This is a genomic window from Calothrix sp. NIES-2100, from assembly GCF_963875285.1.
Lineage (GTDB): Bacteria > Cyanobacteriota > Cyanobacteriia > Cyanobacteriales > Nostocaceae > Aulosira.
The window spans coordinates 6016309-6036851 of record NZ_CAWNLA010000001.1 but is presented as its reverse complement, the minus strand read 5'-3'; the positions used below and the strand labels follow the sequence as shown (position 1 = coordinate 6036851).

At 40.5% G+C, this 20543-nt stretch carries 16 protein-coding genes; 4 read left to right on the top strand and 12 right to left on the bottom strand.

The annotated features are described in order from the left end of the window. Window positions 1-9: 9 nt before the first annotated feature. Window positions 10-972 carry a DNA polymerase III subunit delta' gene (gene holB / locus AACU32_RS24425; protein ID WP_096603795.1) on the top strand — a complete coding sequence of 321 codons (963 nt, stop codon included), beginning with the start codon at window positions 10-12 and terminating at the stop codon, window positions 970-972. Between the two features lie 62 nt (window positions 973-1034). Here holB and AACU32_RS24420 read toward each other — a convergent pair whose 3' ends face one another. Further along, entirely contained in the window at window positions 1035-1922 is an 888-nt protein-coding gene (locus AACU32_RS24420; protein ID WP_096603794.1) for a WecB/TagA/CpsF family glycosyltransferase, read from the bottom strand. Between the two features lie 629 nt (window positions 1923-2551). Between AACU32_RS24420 and AACU32_RS24415 the strand changes: the two genes are divergently transcribed. Further along, window positions 2552-2851: a hypothetical protein gene (locus tag AACU32_RS24415; RefSeq protein ID WP_339378236.1), complete on the top strand. Its 300-nt coding sequence runs from the start codon at window positions 2552-2554 to the stop codon at window positions 2849-2851. On the opposite strand, the gene AACU32_RS24410 is transcribed toward AACU32_RS24415, so the two are convergent. Both AACU32_RS24410 and AACU32_RS24405 read right to left on the bottom strand, forming a co-directional pair. Further along, window positions 2848-3525, bottom strand: coding sequence for a response regulator (locus AACU32_RS24410; RefSeq protein ID WP_096603793.1), 678 nt, complete (start codon window positions 3523-3525; stop codon window positions 2848-2850). The genes AACU32_RS24415 and AACU32_RS24410 overlap by 4 nt on opposite strands. After that, on the bottom strand, window positions 3518-4912 hold the full coding sequence (locus AACU32_RS24405; protein ID WP_339378234.1) for a sensor histidine kinase: 1395 nt from the start codon (window positions 4910-4912) through the stop codon (window positions 3518-3520). Before AACU32_RS24405 ends, AACU32_RS24410 begins: the two co-directional genes overlap by 8 nt. A 655-nt stretch (window positions 4913-5567) precedes the next feature. Between AACU32_RS24405 and AACU32_RS24400 the strand changes: the two genes are divergently transcribed. Beyond that, window positions 5568-5708, top strand: a complete 141-nt coding sequence (locus tag AACU32_RS24400; RefSeq protein ID WP_339378233.1) for a hypothetical protein — start codon at window positions 5568-5570, stop codon at window positions 5706-5708. 899 nt (window positions 5709-6607) lie between these two features. Here the strand turns inward: AACU32_RS24400 and AACU32_RS24395 are convergent. The 9 genes from AACU32_RS24395 to AACU32_RS24355 form a co-directional block, all read right to left on the bottom strand. After that, window positions 6608-8725 carry a hypothetical protein gene (locus AACU32_RS24395; protein ID WP_096603791.1) on the bottom strand — a complete coding sequence of 706 codons (2118 nt, stop codon included), beginning with the start codon at window positions 8723-8725 and terminating at the stop codon, window positions 6608-6610. Between the two features lie 109 nt (window positions 8726-8834). Next, window positions 8835-9869, bottom strand: a complete 1035-nt coding sequence (locus tag AACU32_RS24390; RefSeq protein WP_096603790.1) for a glycosyltransferase — start codon at window positions 9867-9869, stop codon at window positions 8835-8837. A 211-nt stretch (window positions 9870-10080) separates the two neighbouring features. Then, on the bottom strand, window positions 10081-11100 hold the full coding sequence (locus tag AACU32_RS24385) for a glycosyltransferase family 2 protein (RefSeq protein WP_096603789.1): 1020 nt from the start codon (window positions 11098-11100) through the stop codon (window positions 10081-10083). Next, the gene (locus tag AACU32_RS24380) at window positions 11097-12389 is read right to left on the bottom strand and encodes an oligosaccharide flippase family protein (RefSeq protein ID WP_096603788.1); all 1293 of its coding nucleotides are present in this window, start codon (window positions 12387-12389) and stop codon (window positions 11097-11099) included. The genes AACU32_RS24385 and AACU32_RS24380 overlap by 4 nt, the downstream gene beginning before the upstream one ends. 2 nt (window positions 12390-12391) lie before the next feature. After that, window positions 12392-14218 (bottom strand): hypothetical protein, encoded by a 1827-nt coding sequence (locus AACU32_RS24375; RefSeq protein WP_096603787.1) that lies wholly within the window; start codon window positions 14216-14218, stop codon window positions 12392-12394. Window positions 14219-14242: 24 nt separating this feature from the next. Further along, window positions 14243-15274, bottom strand: coding sequence for a glycosyltransferase family 4 protein (locus AACU32_RS24370; protein WP_096603786.1), 1032 nt, complete (start codon window positions 15272-15274; stop codon window positions 14243-14245). Continuing rightward, a complete protein-coding gene (locus AACU32_RS24365; RefSeq protein WP_096603785.1) occupies window positions 15271-16533 on the bottom strand; it encodes an O-antigen ligase family protein in 1263 nt (420 codons plus the stop codon). The genes AACU32_RS24370 and AACU32_RS24365 overlap by 4 nt, the downstream gene beginning before the upstream one ends. Window positions 16534-16616: 83 nt before the next feature. Continuing rightward, window positions 16617-18029 (bottom strand): GumC family protein, encoded by a 1413-nt coding sequence (locus AACU32_RS24360; protein WP_096603784.1) that lies wholly within the window; start codon window positions 18027-18029, stop codon window positions 16617-16619. A gap of 309 nt (window positions 18030-18338) precedes the next feature. Then, window positions 18339-19859, bottom strand: coding sequence for a phenylacetate--CoA ligase family protein (locus tag AACU32_RS24355; RefSeq protein WP_096603783.1), 1521 nt, complete (start codon window positions 19857-19859; stop codon window positions 18339-18341). Window positions 19860-20053: 194 nt separating this feature from the next. Here AACU32_RS24355 and AACU32_RS24350 point away from each other — a divergent pair, with 194 nt between their 5' ends. Continuing rightward, a complete protein-coding gene (locus AACU32_RS24350) occupies window positions 20054-20485 on the top strand; it encodes a hypothetical protein (protein WP_096603782.1) in 432 nt (143 codons plus the stop codon). Window positions 20486-20543 lie beyond the last annotated feature (58 nt).

Sequence of the window (20543 nt, the reverse complement as noted above, 5' to 3'; positions counted from 1 at the left end):
CAATGACCAATGACTAATCCATTTACACCACTTCTAGGACAACAACAAGCTATAGAATTATTGACTCAGGCGGTGAAACAAAACCGCTTAGCACCAGCCTATTTATTTGTTGGGGCGGATGGGGTGGGACGGAGTTTAGCCGCGCGGTGCTTTATTGAGTTGCTATTTTCTAGTTCTGTAGAGACAAAATTAATTACGTCTTTACATAATCGATTGCTTCAAGGTAACCACCCAGATGTATTGTGGGTAGAGCCGACTTACCAATACCAAGGACAACTACTGACAGCAAAAGAAGCAGCAGAAAAAGGTGTGAAGCGTAAAGCACCGCCTGTAATTAGGTTAGAGCAAATTCGGCAAATTACTGAGTTTCTCGGACGGACACCTTTGGAAGCCTCGAGAAATGTGGTAGTGCTAGAACAAGCTGAAACAATGGCCGAAGCAGCAGCCAACGCTTTGCTGAAAACCTTGGAAGAACCAGGACAGGCGACATTGATTTTAATTGCACCCTCCCTTGATTCTGTGTTACCGACATTAGTATCACGCTGTCAACGCATTCCGTTTTATCGTTTAGATGGAGAGTCTTTAGCTGCGGTACTGACTCAAACTGGACATCAAGAGGTTTTGCAAAATCAAGCATTGTTGAGTATAGCTGCTGGTAGCCCAGGAAGTGCGATCGCATCTTACCAACAACTCACAGCTATCCCCCCTGAGCTACTAGAAAATCTGACAAAAGCACCTTCATCCTATCGTCAGGCTCTGGATTTAGCTAAAAAAATTGATAAAGATTTAGATACAGAAGCACAGCTATGGTTAGTTGATTATCTTCAGCATATATATTGGTATAACTGGTATAAAAAAGAGTTTATTAAACAATTAGAAAAAGCGCGTACATCTCTACTTTGCTACGCCCAACCACGTTTAGTTTGGGAATGCACTTTATTATCTTTGTATCAAAAAGTCAATAGTCAATAGTCAGTTGTCAGTTGTCAGTTGTCGATTGTCTCCCCTGCTCCCTCATCTCCATGCCCCATGCCCTACTTCCCACTCTGTTCTTCGCTAGGTGTCATTTGATAAAAATGAAGTTTTTGTTGCAGAATTAACCATAAAAAAGGTAAGTCTTCAATTAAATATCTTTTCCATAATCTCTGGGGTTCACATAACATTCTATATAACCATTCTAACCCTAATTTACTAATAAATTCTGGCGCTCTCTTGAGATTACCCGCTTCAAAATCAATCGTAGCTCCTATGGCAAAAAATATCTTGATATTGGGTAGTTGTTCTTTATATTTATAAATCCATTTTTCTTGTTTAGGCGCACCTAATCCTACTGCTAATACTGTTGCTCCTGAATTATTAATTAATTCAACGATATTTTTGCACTCTTGTTCGTTTTTTTCAAATCCAAAAGATGGTGAATGTGAACCGACAATAATATTCCGGCGAACTTTAGCATTAATTTTCTCTTGAGCCTTTGCTGCTACACCTTTAGCTGCTCCCAGGAGAAAGATTTTAATTTGTTCGTTTTTTTTGTGGAAAGTATAAAAGGCTGGAAATAAATCAGAACCAGATATTTTTTCTTTAATGGGATTTCCCAAAAATTTAGAAGCATAAATCAATATTTGACTATCACATAACCTATAGTCGGCACTACTATATACCTGCAAAAATTCTCGGTCATTTTGCAATTTCATTACATGATCAACATTTGGTGTAAAAACAATACCTTGCTGAAAAGTTTGTAAAAATTCATGTTTAAATAAATTATCTATCTCAATATTTAGCAAGCTCACTTTTTTTGTAAATCTTTGGTATTTAGAACTAGCATACTGTCTCAATAATCTAATTATTAACAGCTTTATTTGCCGATAATAAAATACCTTTTCAAGACGAGGATTCAGATAATTAATTAAGTTTGCCATATACTTTTAAGCCCATTATTGAAAATATCAAGACTTTGAGCATATGTGCTTTACATGCTCATGCATAAACAAAACAAGCAACTTGAAATGACCGGAAATTTTGTCTATCGGTCTTTGTAAAGTGTCCTCTTCTCACATCAATAGGAAATACTATCGAATGGCTATTTAGGCTCTGATGCATACAGCATCCTTATAGGCCAATAAAATTATCCATCTAGCTATCCGCTTGACTGTAGCGGGCAGATAGCTCAAGCTTCACAATAGACAAATGATAAATTAGTAGCCTATTTGATCAATTTTGATGAGTATGTAGTCAGCACAAAGCGTGCTGTAAAGCGCAGGAATAAAGTTCTGACGAAGAGCTGATTGTCCCCATAGAACTAATGAGATGAACCAGTAAATAAAAAAATCTTGCATTCTAGTGATTAACTAGGGTGCAAGTATATACAAAATTCTTCAGTTATAGCTTCTGAGCGTTACTCCAGGCTGATTCTTTGTCAACTAAAGAGTGCCATTCTCTGAAACTAAGAGGGTAATGATCTAAGCTAGAGAATTCTTAGGCAACTCAAACGTCTTGCGATCGCCATCATCTCTAGGTGTATAATCCTCTGAATAATTTGATCGTGTTCATGGAAAGACCTCGCATTATGGTCATTGGTACCAACGTAACTACGGTACAGCGTGTCAGCCGCTACTGTCTGAAAAAGGGTTTAGAAGTATTTCCTTACTACGGTATTCCGATAAATGACGAGGTGAGTTTGTTCGATCCCCATATCTTGGTGCTATGTCAACCGATACCTAATGAATTGATGTCCTCGATAGCGCAACTCTGTATTTCGTGGTCAGAACAAACCATTGATGGATATCTAACATTGGTTAGTTCTCCAACAGAATTGTCTATACCTTTGCAAGAGGTTCTGCAAATTTAAATTAATCCTTCTCGGATAGCGATCGCAGCTGCTTGGACGCGATCGTCAACGCTGAGTTTGTTGAGAATCATGCGTACATAGGATTTCACAGTTCCGAGTGAAAGGTATAGCTGATCGGCAATCCCTTGATTTGAATATCCGTTAGCAATCAATTTTAAAATTTCTCGTTCACGATTACTCAGAACTGGCTGTTGCATACTTTCAGAAATAGACGCTTTATGAGCAACTACCACAGGCCTAAGCATTCGAGAAACTTTTTCTGCTATTTTTGGGTCTAAATAAGCACCACCTTGGAGGATCAATTGAATAACTGCTATCAGTTGCTCCCATTCAATGGTTTTCAAACAGTAACCATCTGCACCAGCTGCAAGCATCCCCATCACTTGGGTGTCATTGTCAAATGCACTCAAGGCGAGAATGCGAATGGTAGAGCGATCGCTTTTGATCTGCTGTGTGGCTGTGATCCCGTCCATGACGGGCATATCAATGTCCATTAAAATTACATCTGGCAAAAGTTGTGCAGCTAGTTCCACAGCCTGTGCGCCGTCGGTTGCTTCGCCGACGACATCAAAGCCAGGTTCAAGGATAAATTGGCCTTTCATCCCTCGGCGTACCAAAGCATGATCGTCAACCAATAGTATCCGCAAGTTTTTTTGCTCGTTACTTTCAGGCATAATTCCTTGTCCTACATTCCCAATCCTGTAAATAATGGAACCTAGCCTTATCTGTATTAACTGGTAGGGTAAACCAAAAGGTACTACCCAATCCTTGGGAACTATCAACGCCGATTGTGCCACCGTGAGCCTCAATAATTTGGCGACATAAATAAAGGCCAAGCCCAGATTTACCACGTCGGCCTCGTCCTTGGATAAAACGCTGGAAAAGTTGTTCTTTTTCCTGTGGCGCAATCCCTATACCTTGATCGCACACAGAAACTTTTACTTGGTTGTCTTTGAAGCTTGCAACCTCAATTAATATTTGCTTATTAGGCTCACTGACGCGCACAGCATTATCTAACAGGTTTTGTAAAACCCGTCGCATCTCTAACTCATCACCATATATGGTTGGTAGCGATCGCCCAATTTTATAATCTAAACAGCATTTAGACTCAGAAATAGCTTGAACTTGGGCAATTACTTTGACAAATAGCTGTTCCCAATTGAGAGGCTGATAGTTCAAACTGACTCTATTACCTGCTTCATAGCGAGAGATATCTAAAAGAACTTCCACAAGCTCGAGCAGCTCCTCGTTAGCTTGGTAGTATTCTGCCAATACTTCCCTCCATGTGTCACTAACCGAACCAAAAGCTCCTTTGAGCATACTCTCTAGGGTATTACGAGTAGCCAACAAAGGGGTGCGGATGTCGTGGGATAGGGCGCAGATTAGCTCCTCAAGATTGTGATTGCGTGCCTTTATGGATGTCTGACGGCGGTGAATATCACTTACCATTCCATCGAGAATTTCCGCCAAGTAACCGATTTTGTCGGCCACAGAATAACCAATTTTGACTTCCATGTTCCCTTTACGCCACAGCTTGCTTACCGCTGTTAATTTGTGCAAAGGGACTTGAACGCGTCGATACAGAAGTTGCAGGTGAAACCCTACTACTAACAACATCATTACTGCGATCAAGATATTGAGGAAAATGTTGAGGTGGTATAAATCATTGACTAACTTTGCGCGATCGCTCAACAGTTTTTGCTGTTGTGGAATCAAGGTATTAATCTGAGTCCGCAAAGAATCAACTAAATCCCTGGATGTATGACTATACTGGCTGCGAACATGGGCCACCTCTTGTTGACTTAACTCGTTTTGCCACTGGTTATAAATATATTTAATGTGATCTAGTTGCTGGCGTTGCTTGGGGTTATCTTCTAGGAGATTGTAGAGGCGATTGAGGCGGCGATCCCACAATCCACGATCCGGTTGTTCACCCTCAACTATGCGACTTTCTATATCGATCGCTGCGTTGAGCAGATCATATTCTTCACGCTCTACCAACAAAGTATGATTTAAGCTCTCAGATGCTTGATGATAGAAATATCCAAGCCAGAGGTTCATGCCATGTTGTCCTAATATCAACAACACCAGCAAGACCAAACTTGTGTAAAGAGGTCTGAATAAATAACCTTTGTGAGTTGATGGAGTCATTAACCCCAATAAATTAATAGCTAGCACCCTAACAGATCCTTAAGCTCACATCAGCAATATCAAAAAATCGGTTGGTATTTTAGTTCATCTGAAATTTTGCACCATTCTCAACAGTATGAATGGCACAAACACATTAAACCATCTTCCCTTTAGCATAGCTGCCTTGTTTTTTAGGAGTTAAGTAGCTTGGCGATTGAATATAACTATATATAATCAGGTTAGAGGGTAAGGGAAAAAGGGAACAACCTTTACCCTTTAACTTTTCCCCTTCGCCCCTAATCCCCACGAAGTGGAGTTCCTGAGTTACCCCGAAAAAACTTGGCATAGTTTGGTTTAATCACACCAACTTACTTAATCTAAGCCTGTTCTCATTTCCAGCTTCTGCTTGCACCAGATTTTTGCTAAGAGATTGGCTGTCATACACATTCGTAGTTACGAAAATCGGACATAATCCAGGTTTACAGATTTAAATCCGTTGCCGAATAAATAATCTTGCACTTTCTTTTGTGTTTAACACTCACAAGTCAAAAGTCAATAGTCTAGGATAACTCTTGAATTTTGACTCTTGAGAGGCGATCGCACGCCACTTGCTTTAAGCCGGGAAACCCTGACAACGCAGTGGAAAGAGCAAATCGCGATCGCTAAAAGATTTAGCTCCTCTGGACGACACTCACAAATAGATATGCAAACTAGATGTGTTTTGTAGTTATAGAGGAATATTCACTGCTGCATATTAGACTTAACAATTCTGAGGAGGAAGCAAGTATATGCTTAATAGCTTGATTACTTCCTGGGATAAGTAGTTGCAAAATTAGTTTTGCGCCAATGTGCCGGCTCAACCATATCACACCAATAAATATGTTTTAGGGTTTTTGTTAAATAGATTACAGTATTTTTTTGAACTCTATTGTCAGAAGTATATCATTATTAAAGTTTTTTAAACAGCATATTCTGGCAAATTTTCCATAATATTACCAAATAATTAATTTACACTTGATTATTGGTAAGTTGCTGTGCTACCAAAAACACTTTTTGTTACAGCAATCCGATATTAGATCTAAGTTATAACGGCTACAAATATTGTAGATAATTGTTTTTAGCCTCTATCAATTATCATAAATTAATTTAATTATAGCTAAATTTCCATTAGGAAAAATTTATTTTTTTGTCTAAAATAATATTACAGTAGTTTCTTATATACCAGATAAACACTGAGCATTTGAGAAAAAATCCGCTCAACTTGAAGGTTAATCACTTGGTGTCTATATTTAGATGTACTAATGATTTTTAATTAACTTGTGGGCTGAGCAATATGCTGTCTAATTCAATATGTATGCTTGACATACAGACAGTTTGCTGTAACTGTACCACGCACTTGGGCTACAAAAATATTCCCAAAGATATAAAGGTTGATACATTTAGGCAAGCAGCGCTTAGGCTTTGCTCAGCGACCGGAAGCAGAGGAAGTGATTTGTATGAGTAATTTCGTGAATTGATATTACCCGACATACCGCACCCTCTGGTGACGGCGGGATTTTGGGATAAGTGAGGGGTCTTACCCCTAATTCGCCAGCAGTATCCTATTGTGGGTGGGGAGGATGTCAATTAAGGAGTACCATAATAAATTCCTCTGCCATTAGTACCGAGGAAGACAAGTCCAAATTGCTGCTGACTAGCTTCCATGACATTCGGGTCATTACCTATCGGCTGCTGCGGATCGCTAATAGTTGTCCATGTTTTGGCATTATCTAGAGAACGGAATACTCCCTCACCCAGACCTGCAATTTTGCCATACAAATACAGTGCAGGAATTGTGCTTCCTGGTTGTGGCTTCCCAAAAGCAAATAAATAAGCTCTCTCCACTAGAGGAATCTTGGTGAAAGTCTTCCCAGCATCAGTTGAGCGATGCAGTCCGTTCCAATTGAGGCTAACCCAGACCTCACCGTTAACTCCGGGAACGGTTTTGAGCATAGACCAACGTTCAATGGCTAGCGATGAGTTAACAACGCTAAAGGATGCACCCCCATTACTACTGCGGTAAACTTTGCCATTACTGTAGTAGTAAAATACATTACTGACTTTGTCTGCTGCTAGTGGTTGACCCCAGTACCAAGGCCCTTGAGGGCCATAGGGCAATCCTGATACTTTACTCCAAGAAGCGCCGTTGTTGGTCGTGCGGAGTGGCTGACCCTGACTGGTAACCACCACAAACAAATTTGGGTTAGTGGGTGATATAGCTACACGTAGGGGTATTGTATTTTGGGGAAATGAGGAAAACTTCTTCCATGTCTGTCCGCCATCTGTGGAAGTTGCTCCATTATAGGTATTGTTCCATCGATTGCCGCCAACACGCACCAGGCGTAAAGGATTGCTTTCGCTGTAAGCAATACTGTATGTGTCTTGAAAGCGCAGACCATTTGTGCCACCCAACTGTGTACAAGGGTAGGTATTTAGTTTGTTGTGTTTAAACCCGTCTACATCAGCTAATCCGCTGAACAACATTGATCCAATCTTAGGGGAGACTAGGGCAAAGCTAACCACTTCCTCATGTCCGTTTTCGTAGTTAGACCATACAGGAGAGTCAGTGTCAATCTTTTCTGTTTGCCATGTTCCATACCAGTCTGTTAACCAGACCCTACCAGGAGTTTTGGGGTCAAATTCAATATCTGAGGCGGCTGAAGCGAAATACCAGTCAGGCCACCAAGGTACTTGAGAGTTCAAAACCCGCTTTTTTTGCAACCATGAGCTTCCACCATCAATAGATTTAAAAATCTTATAAGTTTCACTATTTCGCGCCTGATAATCCACACTTAAAATTTGATCGGGATTGTTGGGATTGACAGCGATCGCACTAAACTTAGTTTGAGCATTAGCAGGTGTGATATTAGTCCAACTTCCATTTGTATATTTAGCTACGCCTGAATTATGTGTTGCATACAGTGTCCCGTTGCTAGCCAGAGCTATTCTATTGACTTTTGCGGGACTGCCTGCTAATTTTCGCCAGGTTACACCTGTATCATTAGATGCATATATTCCATCACCGTAGGCATTGGCGTACAGCAGACCAGACACTGTTTTGTGAAAAACGATGTTTGAGATGCCAATATTTGTTTGAGGTGTTCCCCCAAAGGAAGTAACTTTCGCCCATTTTTTGCCACCATCAGCTGACTTCCATAGACCATTTGTGCGGGAACCGAAGAAGATAATATTGGAATTAAAAGGATTAACCGCCAGTCTTTCGCTAGCCCAGCGTTGTTCTTCGTTACCACCCATAGGTAAGTCGATAGGAAGCTTAGTCCAGGTATTCCCCTTATTGGTGGACTTAAAGATTGTACCTAAGCCTGCTCCAGTGTTAGTGTATTTACCCGCAGCAATATAGACAACATTTGGGTTTTGTGGATCAAGTGCGAGGGCTTCGCCTCCATAGTAGTGGCTTTGAGCCAGAGGAAAGTGATCTGTTAAGGGTATCCATTTCTTATCTACAGAATTCCAACGGTAAAAGCCACCGACATCAGTTCTGATATAGACAAGATTCGGCTGTAGTGGGTGGGGATAAACACCTGTAACATAGCCGCCGCCGCCGATCGCCACATTCTGCCATTTATAGCTGGATGTCACACTACAACTAGGTTGAGCAGGTGTAATTGCGATCGTAGTAGTCAGAACTATTAAGCCGATACTACTAGCACCGATCAAGGGAATGGAGAATGTGCGATCGCTCATAGCCAATAGCCTAGATTTTGGAACACATTTAAAACTTACACGATGAAATTAAAGTCACAGGAAAATTACGCAACAATTGCTACTTTGAGGGTGATTTTATTGATAAAAATTAACTTGCTTGGTCTTGCAAAATGCGGCGTTTTTGGTTAGCCCCTGTATTTTTTAAAGCCACAGCTTCTAGAGAACTGTAAAGAGAATAAGGTAATAGCCAAACCGAATAGGCTGCGGCTAAAGTCAAAAGCGTGCGACTCGGATCTTCCAAAAGAATACGCCAGTTGGTTGTTATAGCTGTATGCATCAGTTTTACAGCTAGTGAACCATCTTGTAAACTGACTGCCCTGCGCGCAGAATACCGCAGATGGTAGGCTCTAGCTAGAGTTCCATATTCACTAATCAATTCTGGAGCGTATGAACGAGCTTTCTCAATTACCTTTGCTAAAGACTCTAACTGTTTGAGCAAGTTGGCTGAAAGTCCACCAGAATTCACTCGGTATAAAGTTAGAGCTTCAGGTATACCTTCTATTTGCCAATTAGTTTTAACAGCAATTCGCAGCCAACATTCTACATCTGTAGCATCAGAATTAGGATGGCGCAATCGCTCATCAAAATAAAAATCTTCGACAGTACCATGAATATTATCTTGGTATTTAATAGCATCAAAAACTTCCCGACGAATGATTGCTGCTGAACCATTGCTAATGGGATTTCGGCAGATAATCAAGGCTGGAGTAATCCCTGTAAGTTTTGGCATTTGATAAATACCTAAGGGTTCTCCAGTTTCATTAATAAAAGCAGAACGACTAAAACTAACTCCTACATTTGGCGAATTTTCCAGATGGTTAACGTGTTTTTCAACCTTTTCAGGTAACCAAATATCATCAGCATCGAGGAAAGTTAAATAATCTCCTTGAGCATGACGAATACCGGTGTTTCTTGCTCCTGGTAGTCCCCGATTTTTCTGGCGAATAATTCTAATTCTTGAGTCTGTAAATTGCTGACATATTTCTATACTTTTATCAGGAGATTCATCATCAATAATTAAAATTTCTAGATTTTTATAAGTCTGATTAAGTGCTGCTTGGACTGTAGCAGCTACATATTTCTCGGCTTTATAAACTGGGATAATGATTGAAACTTTTTTCATGTTAGTTGTCATTTGTCATTTGTCATTCTTACAAAGTTCTGATCGGAGGAAACCTCCGCTCAGACTTTGCGCTTTGTCATTTGTAAGAGGAGCAGGGAACAGGGCAGAATTTTCAATTCTTTGTCTCCCTTGTCCCCTCTCCTCCTCTGCGTCTGGTGCGGTTCCTATCTTGGAGGCTAGGAACCAGTCTGATCGGTCTGAACTACCTAACTCAAAGCTGGTCTTGGAGAATACGGCTTTTTTGGCGATAACCTGTAGTTTTTAAAGCAAATTTCTCAATCAAACTGTAAAGAGACTGGGGAAACAGCCAAAGCAAATAAGCCGCAGCCAAGGTCAAAATTGTCGGGCGGGGAATTTTTAGCAGAATCCGCCAGTTACTGACTAAAGCTTGATTGATTAGCTGCACAGCCATTGAACCAGCTTGCAGACGAACTGCATTGCGAGCTAAATACTGAAATTGATAAGCTCTAGCTAAAGATTGCCATTGATTAACTAATTCTGGGGCGTAGAATTGGGTTTTTTGCATTACTTTTTCCCAATAATCTAACTGTTTGAGTAAGTTAGCAGAAAGTCCACCGGAATTTACTCGATACAATGTTAGAGCTTCGGGAATACCTTCTATTTGCCAGTTAGTTTGAATAGAAATCCGAATCCAACATTCTATATCTTCTGATTGGCGGAATTGTTCGTCAAAATAAAAATCCTCTACAGTACTGTGCAGATTGTCAAAAAATTTAATCTCCTGAAAAACTTCTTTTCTAACAACAGCGGCTGAACCGTTACCCACAGGATTAGTGCAAAATAAATGAGGTGTAGTTATTCCTTGAAGCTTAGGCATTTGATAACTACCTAAAGGCTTTCCGGCTTCATCGATAAAAGCAGAACGACTAAAACTCACACCTACTTTTGGCGCATTTTCTAGATGAGTAATATGTTTTTCTAGTTTCTCAGGTAGCCAGATGTCATCTCCATCTAAAAAAGCTAAATATTCGCCTTGAGCATGACGAATACCCGTATTTCTAGCGCCAGCTAGCCCTCGGTTTTCTTGGCGAATAATTCTGATTCTCGAGTCTGTAAATTGCTGACAAATTTTTAGACTGCGATCGCGTGAAGCATCATCAATAATCAGAATCTCAAAATTGTCATAGGTTTGCGCTAGAACAGATTCCACTGTGGAGGCTATATAATTCTCAACTCCATACACGGGAATGATTACAGAAACTTTTTTCATTTTGCAACTACCTCATGTTTGTTAGGCTGTTGTTTCAGCACAAATAAGGTGACCACAAATGTATAGATGGGGAGAGCGATCGCATGAGCGACTAAAACTGCGATCGCCAGTCCTAAGATATTCCACTGCACACCTATGAATAAGGCTGTAGCAAAAATAGCTGTGAAAACCAAATTCCACCGCAAGTCCCAGTGGGGTTTATCTAATGTCCATAAACTTTGAGAAGCTGCATTAGCAAAAGGACGGGGGATGGCTGACAGACAAATTAAAATCAAAATTGGGATAGCTGCTAGCCATTTTTTGCCAAAAACAATTGGTACGTAAACAGGTGCTAGTGTCGATTGCAACAGAACTAAGGGAATAATGATGAATGCAATTGTTTTTAAACTCTTGAGATAATTATGCTTAAATTTTTCTGGGTCTGACTTGAAACTGCAAAAATGGGGGAATAAGGCTGTATCTATAGCATTAATTATGCTTAAACTAATTCCCAATCCGGCATTAAAGGCAAAATAATATATCCCTAAAGCTTCAACTCCTAAAAATCGCCCAGCAATTAGGTAATCTAAATTATTTCGCAAAGTTGCTAAAATTTCAACACCTAAAATACTTTTACTAAAATGAACTATTTCTTGCCACTTAGTAAAAGTAACTGCTTTGCTGGGTCGCCATTTGTGATTGCTATAATAAATAAATACCCAAATTGGCGCTATGAAGACTTTAGGCAAAACCATTGCCCACATTCCCCAGCCTGAAAATGCCAAAATGATGGCGAGAATATTATCTACGCAAGTAGTAAATCCCCCGGCAAATGCCATCACATGCATTTTATTTTCTCTTTGAATAAGTGATGCTTGTATTAGTCCAAAGGGAATTATTAAATATACGAAAGCAATTACACAAATTGGCAGAATAACTTGGTTATCTTTATATATCCAAGCTACAGGAAAAGCAACAAGACATTGAATCAAAAACAATGCGCCACAGACTAACCAATTTAACCAATATGCAGTTTGGCTCAATTCTTGGATATCTTTTTGATCGGCTTGAACTAACTTAGCCCAAATGCCATTACTAGTAAAAACTCTGATAAATTCATTGGTGGTTAAGACTATGGCTGCTAAACCATAGTCATAAGGATTTAGCAACCGGGCGACAACAACAGTTGTAATTAGACGAAACACCCGGTTAATAATTTCTGCTGAACCCAACCAGCTAAGATTACGAATTAGCTGGTTGGTGGAGAATTTGTGTTTGAGAGTATGGGCGAAATTTGCAACTTTTGTCACCACTATTTCGCCTCCCGACGGACAGCCCAATAATTGAGCATGGTGGCGACACGGAAGAAATCATAGGGATCTTCAGCCCATTGATCGAGGGATTTTTGCCAAGGATTACTACCCCATAAATCTGTCATTAGTTGGCGATCGCTTGTCGAGGTGGTTTCCCACATATCTCGGATTATGGCGCTATGGCGAATATACCAGCCTAATTCCGGCCAAGAACCATCTGTAGCTGGGCCTTTATTTTGAAATTTCGGAATTAACCCTAAGCGTCGTCGGAACCAATCTCTGGTAAAAATCATCAGTTTTTCCACACTAGAAACACCAGGTTTCCAGCCATAGTTAGCATCGACAATGGAATTTCCACAAATTCGGGAGACGACTTCTCCCCAGACGACGGCGTTTAATTTCCACTTGGGGGGAATGCGACTGTAGCAATCGGCGATCGCTTTATCTGCTAAGAAGGCATCGTAAGGTAAAATACGAAACATTACAGGCCCAGATAAAGCAGGGCCGTAACATACAGGACGCACTCGTTTATCTTCAGCACGGAGGCGATCGCGATCATTTCCTAGCTGTATGGGAACTCCAGCAAACCACTCCTGTTGGCGCTCTTCCATCAACTTGGCAAACATCGAAGGTCGAGAATCAGGATAAAATTTTCTGAAGCCTTCTTCCCGTTGAGATTTGAGGCGAGCTAAAGGTAGCTTACGCCCAAACATCCCATAATCTGAGTAATCGAGATTGTATCCTTTAAAGAAATCATCAATTAAGCAGGCGCTAAGTACTGTGTTAGTTCCTAATTTACGAATTTCTTCCCTAGTTCCTAAAAAGTGGTTATCTTCCAAAGACCACATCGCCCCCGAAATCTTCACACCAGGACGCATCCAGCGAGGATAATAATCATCATCCCTCGCAAAGCCAACATATTTAGCGCCCGCTGTTTGACATAACTGTTTAGCGATCGCCGCTTCTTGGTTAAAAACATCGTAGAGATTAAACCCGATGACAGAAGTAGGATCGGCGGCGGTAAATAGCACTACCCGTGAATCTAACCCACCACTGGTATAGCTAACAACCGGACTTAATCGCGGTAAGGTGCGGATATAGACGCTGTGACGTACTGCTTGCTCTAGGGCATCAGCAGCTTCGGGTAAACTCGTATACAACTCCTCTTGAAAAGGCTGCCAATATTCCCGACAATGGTAAGTCTTTTGTGCTAAGTTCCATACTGAGTGAGTAGCTGCACCAGCATATTTGATTTCTTGGTAATAGGTATGGGGAGGAGTGGCTTTCCATTGCCAAAGAAACTCCGCCATCGAAGCAGGATCTAGACTAACTGTAACTGCTGGATCATCAGCGATCGCTTCGGGAAATGAGGAAATTACACAACCCTCGATAGTTTGGGGTTGATATAAAAATAAAGGATAAAAACCAAAGTGATCGGAGAATAAATGAATCTGTTTCTCTCTTGGATCATAGATTAGGAGTGCAGCTGAGCCGTTATGGCGTTCCACAGCACTGACTCCCCCAGAGAGATATTGATCTAGTATGAGCCGATTACTTAAACCACCGCTATATTGATTTAGCTTTTCTGCTCTTTGCCATTCTGATTCATCCCACGCTACTCGTCCAGATGTCATCACCCGGACACCAGTAGCGCTGTGAAATGCTGGTGCAAATAAGCCGGGTTCATCTTGACTTACCCAAGCGATCGCTAAATCTGGCTCGACAATAATCTCTCTATACTCATCTGGAAAAAAGGTGAGACGTTCAGCGGCGGCGGCGATCCGTTCACTATTACTATCACCTATAGTTACGTATAATCCTGCCATAATTCTTTTTCTAGCTCCCTCAAATTACTTGCTTATTTCCACTAATTTTTTTTCTTGATTCCGCCCATCAAGGTAGGTAATCTCTGAAAGTAAAGTTTTCCACTTACTCAAATACTCTTTCCATGCATCCTTGACTGACTCTCTACCGTTCTTACCCCAGGTTTCTAACTGCGTCTGGGGTAGAGTAATCAAAGATGCGATCGCTTGAGCGAGTTTTTCGGGGTTATCTGGCGGAACTAAAAGCCCACAATCTGTCATTTGCTCGACTAAACCGTCTACTTGAGAAGCAATTACTGGTTTCGCTGCGGCTTTAGCTTCGCGAAAAACATTACCCCAAGGTTCCCAACGAGAGGGAATGACGACAACATCGCAAGTTTGCAAAAAAGCCGGAACGTCATCAATTCGTCCCACAAATTTCACGTTATCTAAACCTTGAGCTAATTGCTTGAGTTCTGACTCATCCGGGCCTTCCCCGCCAATGTAAAGTTGAATTGGTACGTCAGGAATTAATTTGATTGCTTGTAGTAAGACATCAAATCCTTTCTGCACACAAAATCTGCCATACGCACCTAAAATTAGAGGACGATCAATCAGTTTTGGGGTAACAGTCAAGAAATTATCCAGCAATGGACACTGTTGAATTACTGTTAATTTCTGGGGAGAAACTAGCTGTTTTTCCAGCATCCATTGACCTTGGGCTTGAGAAACGGCTACTACTTGATTACTCACACCATAAGATAGTTTAAGTAGCAACTCAAATCGTTTTCGGGAAGGAACTGTTTGAGTGAAGCCTTCAGAGTAATTATGCTCGTGAATCAGGATTTTAGAAGTTTGACTGTAAGCTAACAACTGGGGAAGCTGCGACCAAGTACATGCATAGTGAATAACAATCAAATCAGGCTTCCAGGTTTTGACTACACTAGGAGCTTCTGTCATCGGTAAGACGAGAAAATCCCACTGATTTAACTCTCTTGAAGCTATAGAAGTGTGCAAACAAGAGCGAACACCGCCAATTTTTTTATCACCAACAATATGTAATACTTTAGGTTTATTCATAATTTTAGGCTGAAAAATTTCTGTTCTTGTAAAGCAATACCAAATATTACTAAACCAGGCCAATAGATGTATGTTAAAGTTTCAATTCGTTCACCAAAAGTATATAAAAAAATCACTAAAAGCATACTTAAACAGATTTTAGCAAGCTGATATTTGTGAGCTTTATAAACTAAAGCAATAAAACTCCAGACTAAAGGACATACTAATGCAATGTATCCCACCATTCCTTTTTCAAAGAGTAGACTGAACCAAGTGTGATGAGTACCAATGGGCATAAATGCTGTAATAGCAGGCCCGGTTGTCTCTACAATTCCGTGACCCCATATCGGTGCTTCTCCCCAACGCTCTAAAGCTATCCGTCCCAAAATTTCTCGCACCCGTGAAGAACTCGCTCGCGCTTTGAGAAATTGTTCTTTAAATGTTTGGAAATAATTGATTAATTGGGTAGCAACAATCCCTGCTATAAAACTTGCTATTCCTGTGAAAATTTGGACTTCAGCTTTGTAAAAATTGACTAAAAACCAAGTGATTAAGGGAACAGTTACCAAACATAGCATTCCTAATCGCGAGAATGAATTGACGATTAAAGCTATGGAAGCGATCGCACCAATTAATCGCCATTTTTTGTTTGTTTCTTGACAGGCGAGAATGAAATGTATATTCGCTACCATTCCCAACGCCGGTGCCCAAGGTGCAAATAATTTTAGACGAGTTTGCTGGGTTTCTGCTTCAAAACCATAAAGACCAACAGTGTAATAAGCTATATCATTTCCGCCAATGGCTTTGAGGGGAGAAATATATAAATTATGGGGAAAGTGTAAGGTATATAAAAGGTAGCAAATGGGGAGGATAATTAAACTTTGTAAGCCGAGAATACAAACTGCTCGGTAAATTATTTGTGGTCGGATATTTAGACAACCTATTAGGGGGAATAAAGCTAAATAAGCCCAGGTTCTCGCCCAATTAATTGTGGTAGTAATTATTTTTCCTAAACCTAAATCAAAGTCTAGATGCGCCATAATTACTGTAATTTCCATGACTAACATGGAAATTATCCATACCCAGATAGTCAAGGATATATTGACTTTCTCTTCATCTTGTGTGTCTGTTTGTTGACGACAAATTTTTATGATTAGGTAGAAACTTAACAACCAAGCAATTAGAGATACATAAATGTAGTAGGCTCCCAGAAAATATAAAACATAGGTTCCGATTATAGAGTACCAAACTATTTTTTCTTCTAAATTTTGCGGTTTCATTCACCTAAAGTTATGTTATGAAAATCAATTTTTTTTAACGAACCGCCAATTACGCAGAAGGCGCAGAGAGAAGAACGAAATTTTTAACTATCAGAAGTTTTGCGTTTACTAAGGCGTAACCAAAGTAATACAAAACCAGTAGTTGTCAACAGGGAAGCCACACTCGCTCCTAAATAAACAAATGCTTTCTTCGGCTCACTAGGACTGGTAGGTAAGCTAGGTTCTGAGAGAATTTGAATAAATGGGTAAGAACCAAAAGCATTTGATTTACCAATATCTAATCTAGTTAAAGTTGAGGAAAAGACGGCTTCTGCAACTTGCATATCCCGTTTTAATGCATCTAAATTAGATTCTTTCTGTGCAAGAGTTTTCAACCTAGCCTCAAGCTGGGTAATTTGCTGATCGATTGTTTGTGCTTGAGATGCAAATCCTTTTTGATCTGCTTGAACTTTCACTAATTCTTGGAAGAGACTTTGGCGAGGATCAGTACCATAGTTATTGCTACTCAGGTTTAAAGCCTTAAGACTAGCTAGACTAACTGGTCTTCCTAAAATTGATTGACTGCGTGCTAATAAGGCCTGTTGAGCAGCTTCTAGCTTGGCTTTTTCTGCAATTACTGTGGGATGGGTAGGGAAAAATTTAGATTCTAAAACTACCAAAGCCGCACTAGAGTCGCTATAGTTTTTTAAATTCTGTTGAAATATCTGGTCTGTTTGCAGAGCAAAAGCATCTGTAGCTTGTGATGCAGATGATTTTAAATTAGTTGATAATTGTTGGAGACGAGTATTGGCTTGTTGTTGTTGAGATAATATGTCGGCTTTTTGTCTCCTGAGTTGTTCAATATTGATTGTTAGTTCTTTAATTTGCTCGTCAGAGTTCAAACCGGAACTAGCTTTGTAATTAGAAAGACGTTGTTGAGCTGCTTGCAATTTTTTCTGGGAAGCATTGAGAGAATTTTGAAAACCTACATCTTTTTTCACCGCTTCTTGAATTCTTAATTCATTAAGTTTCGCTTCCAGTGCTGCGTAAAAAGCGTAGGATTTATTCTGCGCTGCTTCTGGAGTTGTTCCTTTAAACTCAACCTGCATGATTGTGGTGTTATCTAATACTTTAATCCTGGGTTCACCAAACTCTTCTGGTGACATATTGAGTTGAGCAGATGCAGCTTCGAGTACAGATTCGCTTTCAGCAATGAATTTATAATTCTCCCTAGGGTCTTGATTAGAACTAGAAGCATAGGGAGATGAATTTTCGTAAGAAGCTTGACCAATGCCTGGTAAATTAACATTAGCGTTGGAAGTTGCCCCTGGTAAATTAATCGCCGATTTACTGGTATAAGTTGGTGGCGTAAATTTTAAATATAAAAAAGCTGACAGCCAAAAAACTAAATTGGTAGTTACCCCTAAAAGCAAGAAAGATTGCCAATGTCCTTTTTTTGCTGCTGATCTGCCTAACTTACCAGAGTATCCGGTGGAGATTTCTATCCAATTAGTCATGAACAATCCTCTAAAATTCAGAAAATGATGGCATTCCAGAGGCTAAACGGCATTATGCAATAACTGTAGATCCGCTTATTGCCTGAAAATACTTGTATACATAGGTTTTGGTTACATATACTTTTGAATTTACCAGTCTTGTTAAATTTTGCTACAAGATCTGCGATCGCCAACACTATCTGATGGCTATGCTCATTTTTCACAGAGATAGTATCCTGGGTAATAAATCCGACTATCCACCTGGCTATCCAGATGGATAAAATAATTTGTCATTTGTCAACAGTCAACAGTCAACAGTAATTTCATCCTTCACTTGCGGGTATAACGATGCTTGACGCCAATGGGGAAATATTCTGGATCGCCTGTGGGTGCTAATGTAACCTGTGGCGTTTGATATTCTTGGGGAACGTAGTTAGCAAACTCGCTGTTGAGACGTAAAAGTTGGGAGAGAATGGAAGATGCGATCGCATCTCTTTTCTCAACGCTTGCTTCTACTCCCGGTGCTAACTCTACAACTATAGATAAGAAGCGGTTTTTGTCTGCGTCTTCTTTCACTTGCAAGACAAATTTACCTGTTACCCATTCGGGAATTGGCGATCGCTCTAATCCAACTGTGACATTTTCGGGGTAGATATTTGCGCCAAAGTAAGAAACTGTAAAGTTAGAACGTCCGAAGATATAAACAAAAGGTAGGGCGCGAATTCCTCTAGCTGGCTCTTTAGCAACGCAGAGATGTTCATCCTGGAGTGGATCAAATCCCCATTCTCTTAAGAACTGGAGCATGGCATCATAACTAATAATCCCGCCGGTATCTAAAATGTTATAACGCACCAAAGGAATTCCGTTGTTTCCCGAAAACAGCAATGAGCCATCCTGGGCTTCAAAAAACCGACTGATGGGGTCAAATTGTACCAGTGTTGGTAGACGAGATTCACCAAATAAAGCTTTGGCTGCATCTGGCTGTTGGGCTAAAAAACGCCGAATGCAGATACTCAAGGGGGTTTCATTACCTAATACACCTGCATCAGCAGTTCCGTAAAGTGATGCAAAGTCATAGCAGGGATTTGACGCACCTATCCTTTGGGCAACCAAACTCCGCCATTCTTCACTGAATACTTCTCCCGCCATCACTAACTTAATATGATATTGCTGCCATTGCACACCGCGAGCAATACCTGTATCAATCACATCTTTGAGAAACGGTGGATATCCCAATAATACAACTTGGTCAAATCCTGAGCCGAGTTCCTGGACAACCCGGAAGATTTCTTCTTTATTATTTCCCGGAGTAATGACAGTTACAGGGTAACCTTTGCTAGCCAGATAGCGACAGCAATTAGTGGTAAACATTCCCCCTACCCATGTACCCAAGGTGAAGCAAATCACGGCTAAGGTGCGTCTGGTATCTGCATAAAAACTGTCGTGAAAAATCTGCTCAAAGCGGGTGGCGATTTGCAGTTCATCGGCGAAGAAACGCGGCCAAAATGTCGGTTTACCTGTGGAACCGGAAGAAGCGGCGATCATGTCGCATTCTGATAACTGCCCATTGCAGCACAAATCAGCGAGAGGATAACGGGAGATATAATTATCTTTGGCGATCGCGGGTAAATTTTGAAAATCCGCTAAACTCTGGATCGTCGCCGGATCGATTCCCTGTTCTCTGAGAAAAGCTTGATAAGCTGGGACATGAGCAACTACATCCTGAAATAAAGCCAAAACTGCTGATTCCGTTGGTGTTTCTAGATGCTGTTGTAGTAAGGTGTCTAGGGGTGTAGACACAAAATCCCCAAATGCTGTAATTGCTCGTTGCTGTTGTGATGTGCTGTTCATGATGCTTTTTCCCAGAAAAGGCGCCGAGTCCCTAGTCCCTTTGGGGCGAATCTTTTTTTGCGAATTTGCATAATCATCTATCTAGGGGGTGATAGATAGATATAATACGACCTCCTAGAGTTGATATCCCCCCTGCCTACCAGGGGTTTTTTGGTCTTTTCTAGCAAAGGTGCTACCAAAAAGGCAATGTAGCCATGAAGCTCAACAAAACAAGATTATCCACCGAGCAACATCGAATCAAGCACTCAACATTAATATTTTTATTTCTATCTTTTACTACTGGTACTTTATTGATCGCTTGGCAAAAAGACATTCAATGGTCAATGATTTCCGCCGCCATTTCTGGGTTGATTCTCCTACCCTTTGCAGGTCTTTCAATAGCATATATTTTTGATACATTGTCCTCATCTGACACCATATCAAGTTCTTCCGGTTCAGACGGCAGCATTTTCGATTTGATTATGCTGGTATTTTACTTAGGTTTATTTTTGATGGGTTATATGATAGCTTTTCGGTTCATGTTTACCAGTGAGTACAATTGGCGCAAAGCTGGAATATATTTTCTCTCAATGATATTGGGAACAGGATTGGGTATAAGCTTGGGCTTTGTTTTAAATAAGTATTAGATAGTTTACCAGCTTTTATAGCATTTCCTAATCACATGAGGTACAAACATCATAGCCC

What these genes read in the sequence shown, in the direction of transcription:
- AACU32_RS24405 (WP_339378234.1), bottom strand. Translation starts at nt 4,912, where the DNA reads ATGAACCTCTGGCTTGGATATTTCTATCATCAAGCATCTGAGAGCTTA.
- holB (WP_096603795.1), top strand. Translation starts at nt 10, where the DNA reads ATGACTAATCCATTTACACCACTTCTAGGACAACAACAAGCTATAGAA.
- AACU32_RS24395 (WP_096603791.1), bottom strand. Translation starts at nt 8,725, where the DNA reads ATGAGCGATCGCACATTCTCCATTCCCTTGATCGGTGCTAGTAGTATC.
- AACU32_RS24375 (WP_096603787.1), bottom strand. Translation starts at nt 14,218, where the DNA reads ATGGCAGGATTATACGTAACTATAGGTGATAGTAATAGTGAACGGATC.
- AACU32_RS24370 (WP_096603786.1), bottom strand. Translation starts at nt 15,274, where the DNA reads ATGAATAAACCTAAAGTATTACATATTGTTGGTGATAAAAAAATTGGC.
- AACU32_RS24410 (WP_096603793.1), bottom strand. Translation starts at nt 3,525, where the DNA reads ATGCCTGAAAGTAACGAGCAAAAAAACTTGCGGATACTATTGGTTGAC.
- AACU32_RS24390 (WP_096603790.1), bottom strand. Translation starts at nt 9,869, where the DNA reads ATGAAAAAAGTTTCAATCATTATCCCAGTTTATAAAGCCGAGAAATAT.
- AACU32_RS24355 (WP_096603783.1), bottom strand. Translation starts at nt 19,859, where the DNA reads ATGAACAGCACATCACAACAGCAACGAGCAATTACAGCATTTGGGGAT.
- AACU32_RS24420 (WP_096603794.1), bottom strand. Translation starts at nt 1,922, where the DNA reads ATGGCAAACTTAATTAATTATCTGAATCCTCGTCTTGAAAAGGTATTT.
- AACU32_RS24385 (WP_096603789.1), bottom strand. Translation starts at nt 11,100, where the DNA reads ATGAAAAAAGTTTCTGTAATCATTCCCGTGTATGGAGTTGAGAATTAT.
- AACU32_RS24415 (WP_339378236.1), top strand. Translation starts at nt 2,552, where the DNA reads ATGGAAAGACCTCGCATTATGGTCATTGGTACCAACGTAACTACGGTA.
- AACU32_RS24350 (WP_096603782.1), top strand. Translation starts at nt 20,054, where the DNA reads ATGAAGCTCAACAAAACAAGATTATCCACCGAGCAACATCGAATCAAG.
- AACU32_RS24360 (WP_096603784.1), bottom strand. Translation starts at nt 18,029, where the DNA reads ATGACTAATTGGATAGAAATCTCCACCGGATACTCTGGTAAGTTAGGC.
- AACU32_RS24365 (WP_096603785.1), bottom strand. Translation starts at nt 16,533, where the DNA reads ATGAAACCGCAAAATTTAGAAGAAAAAATAGTTTGGTACTCTATAATC.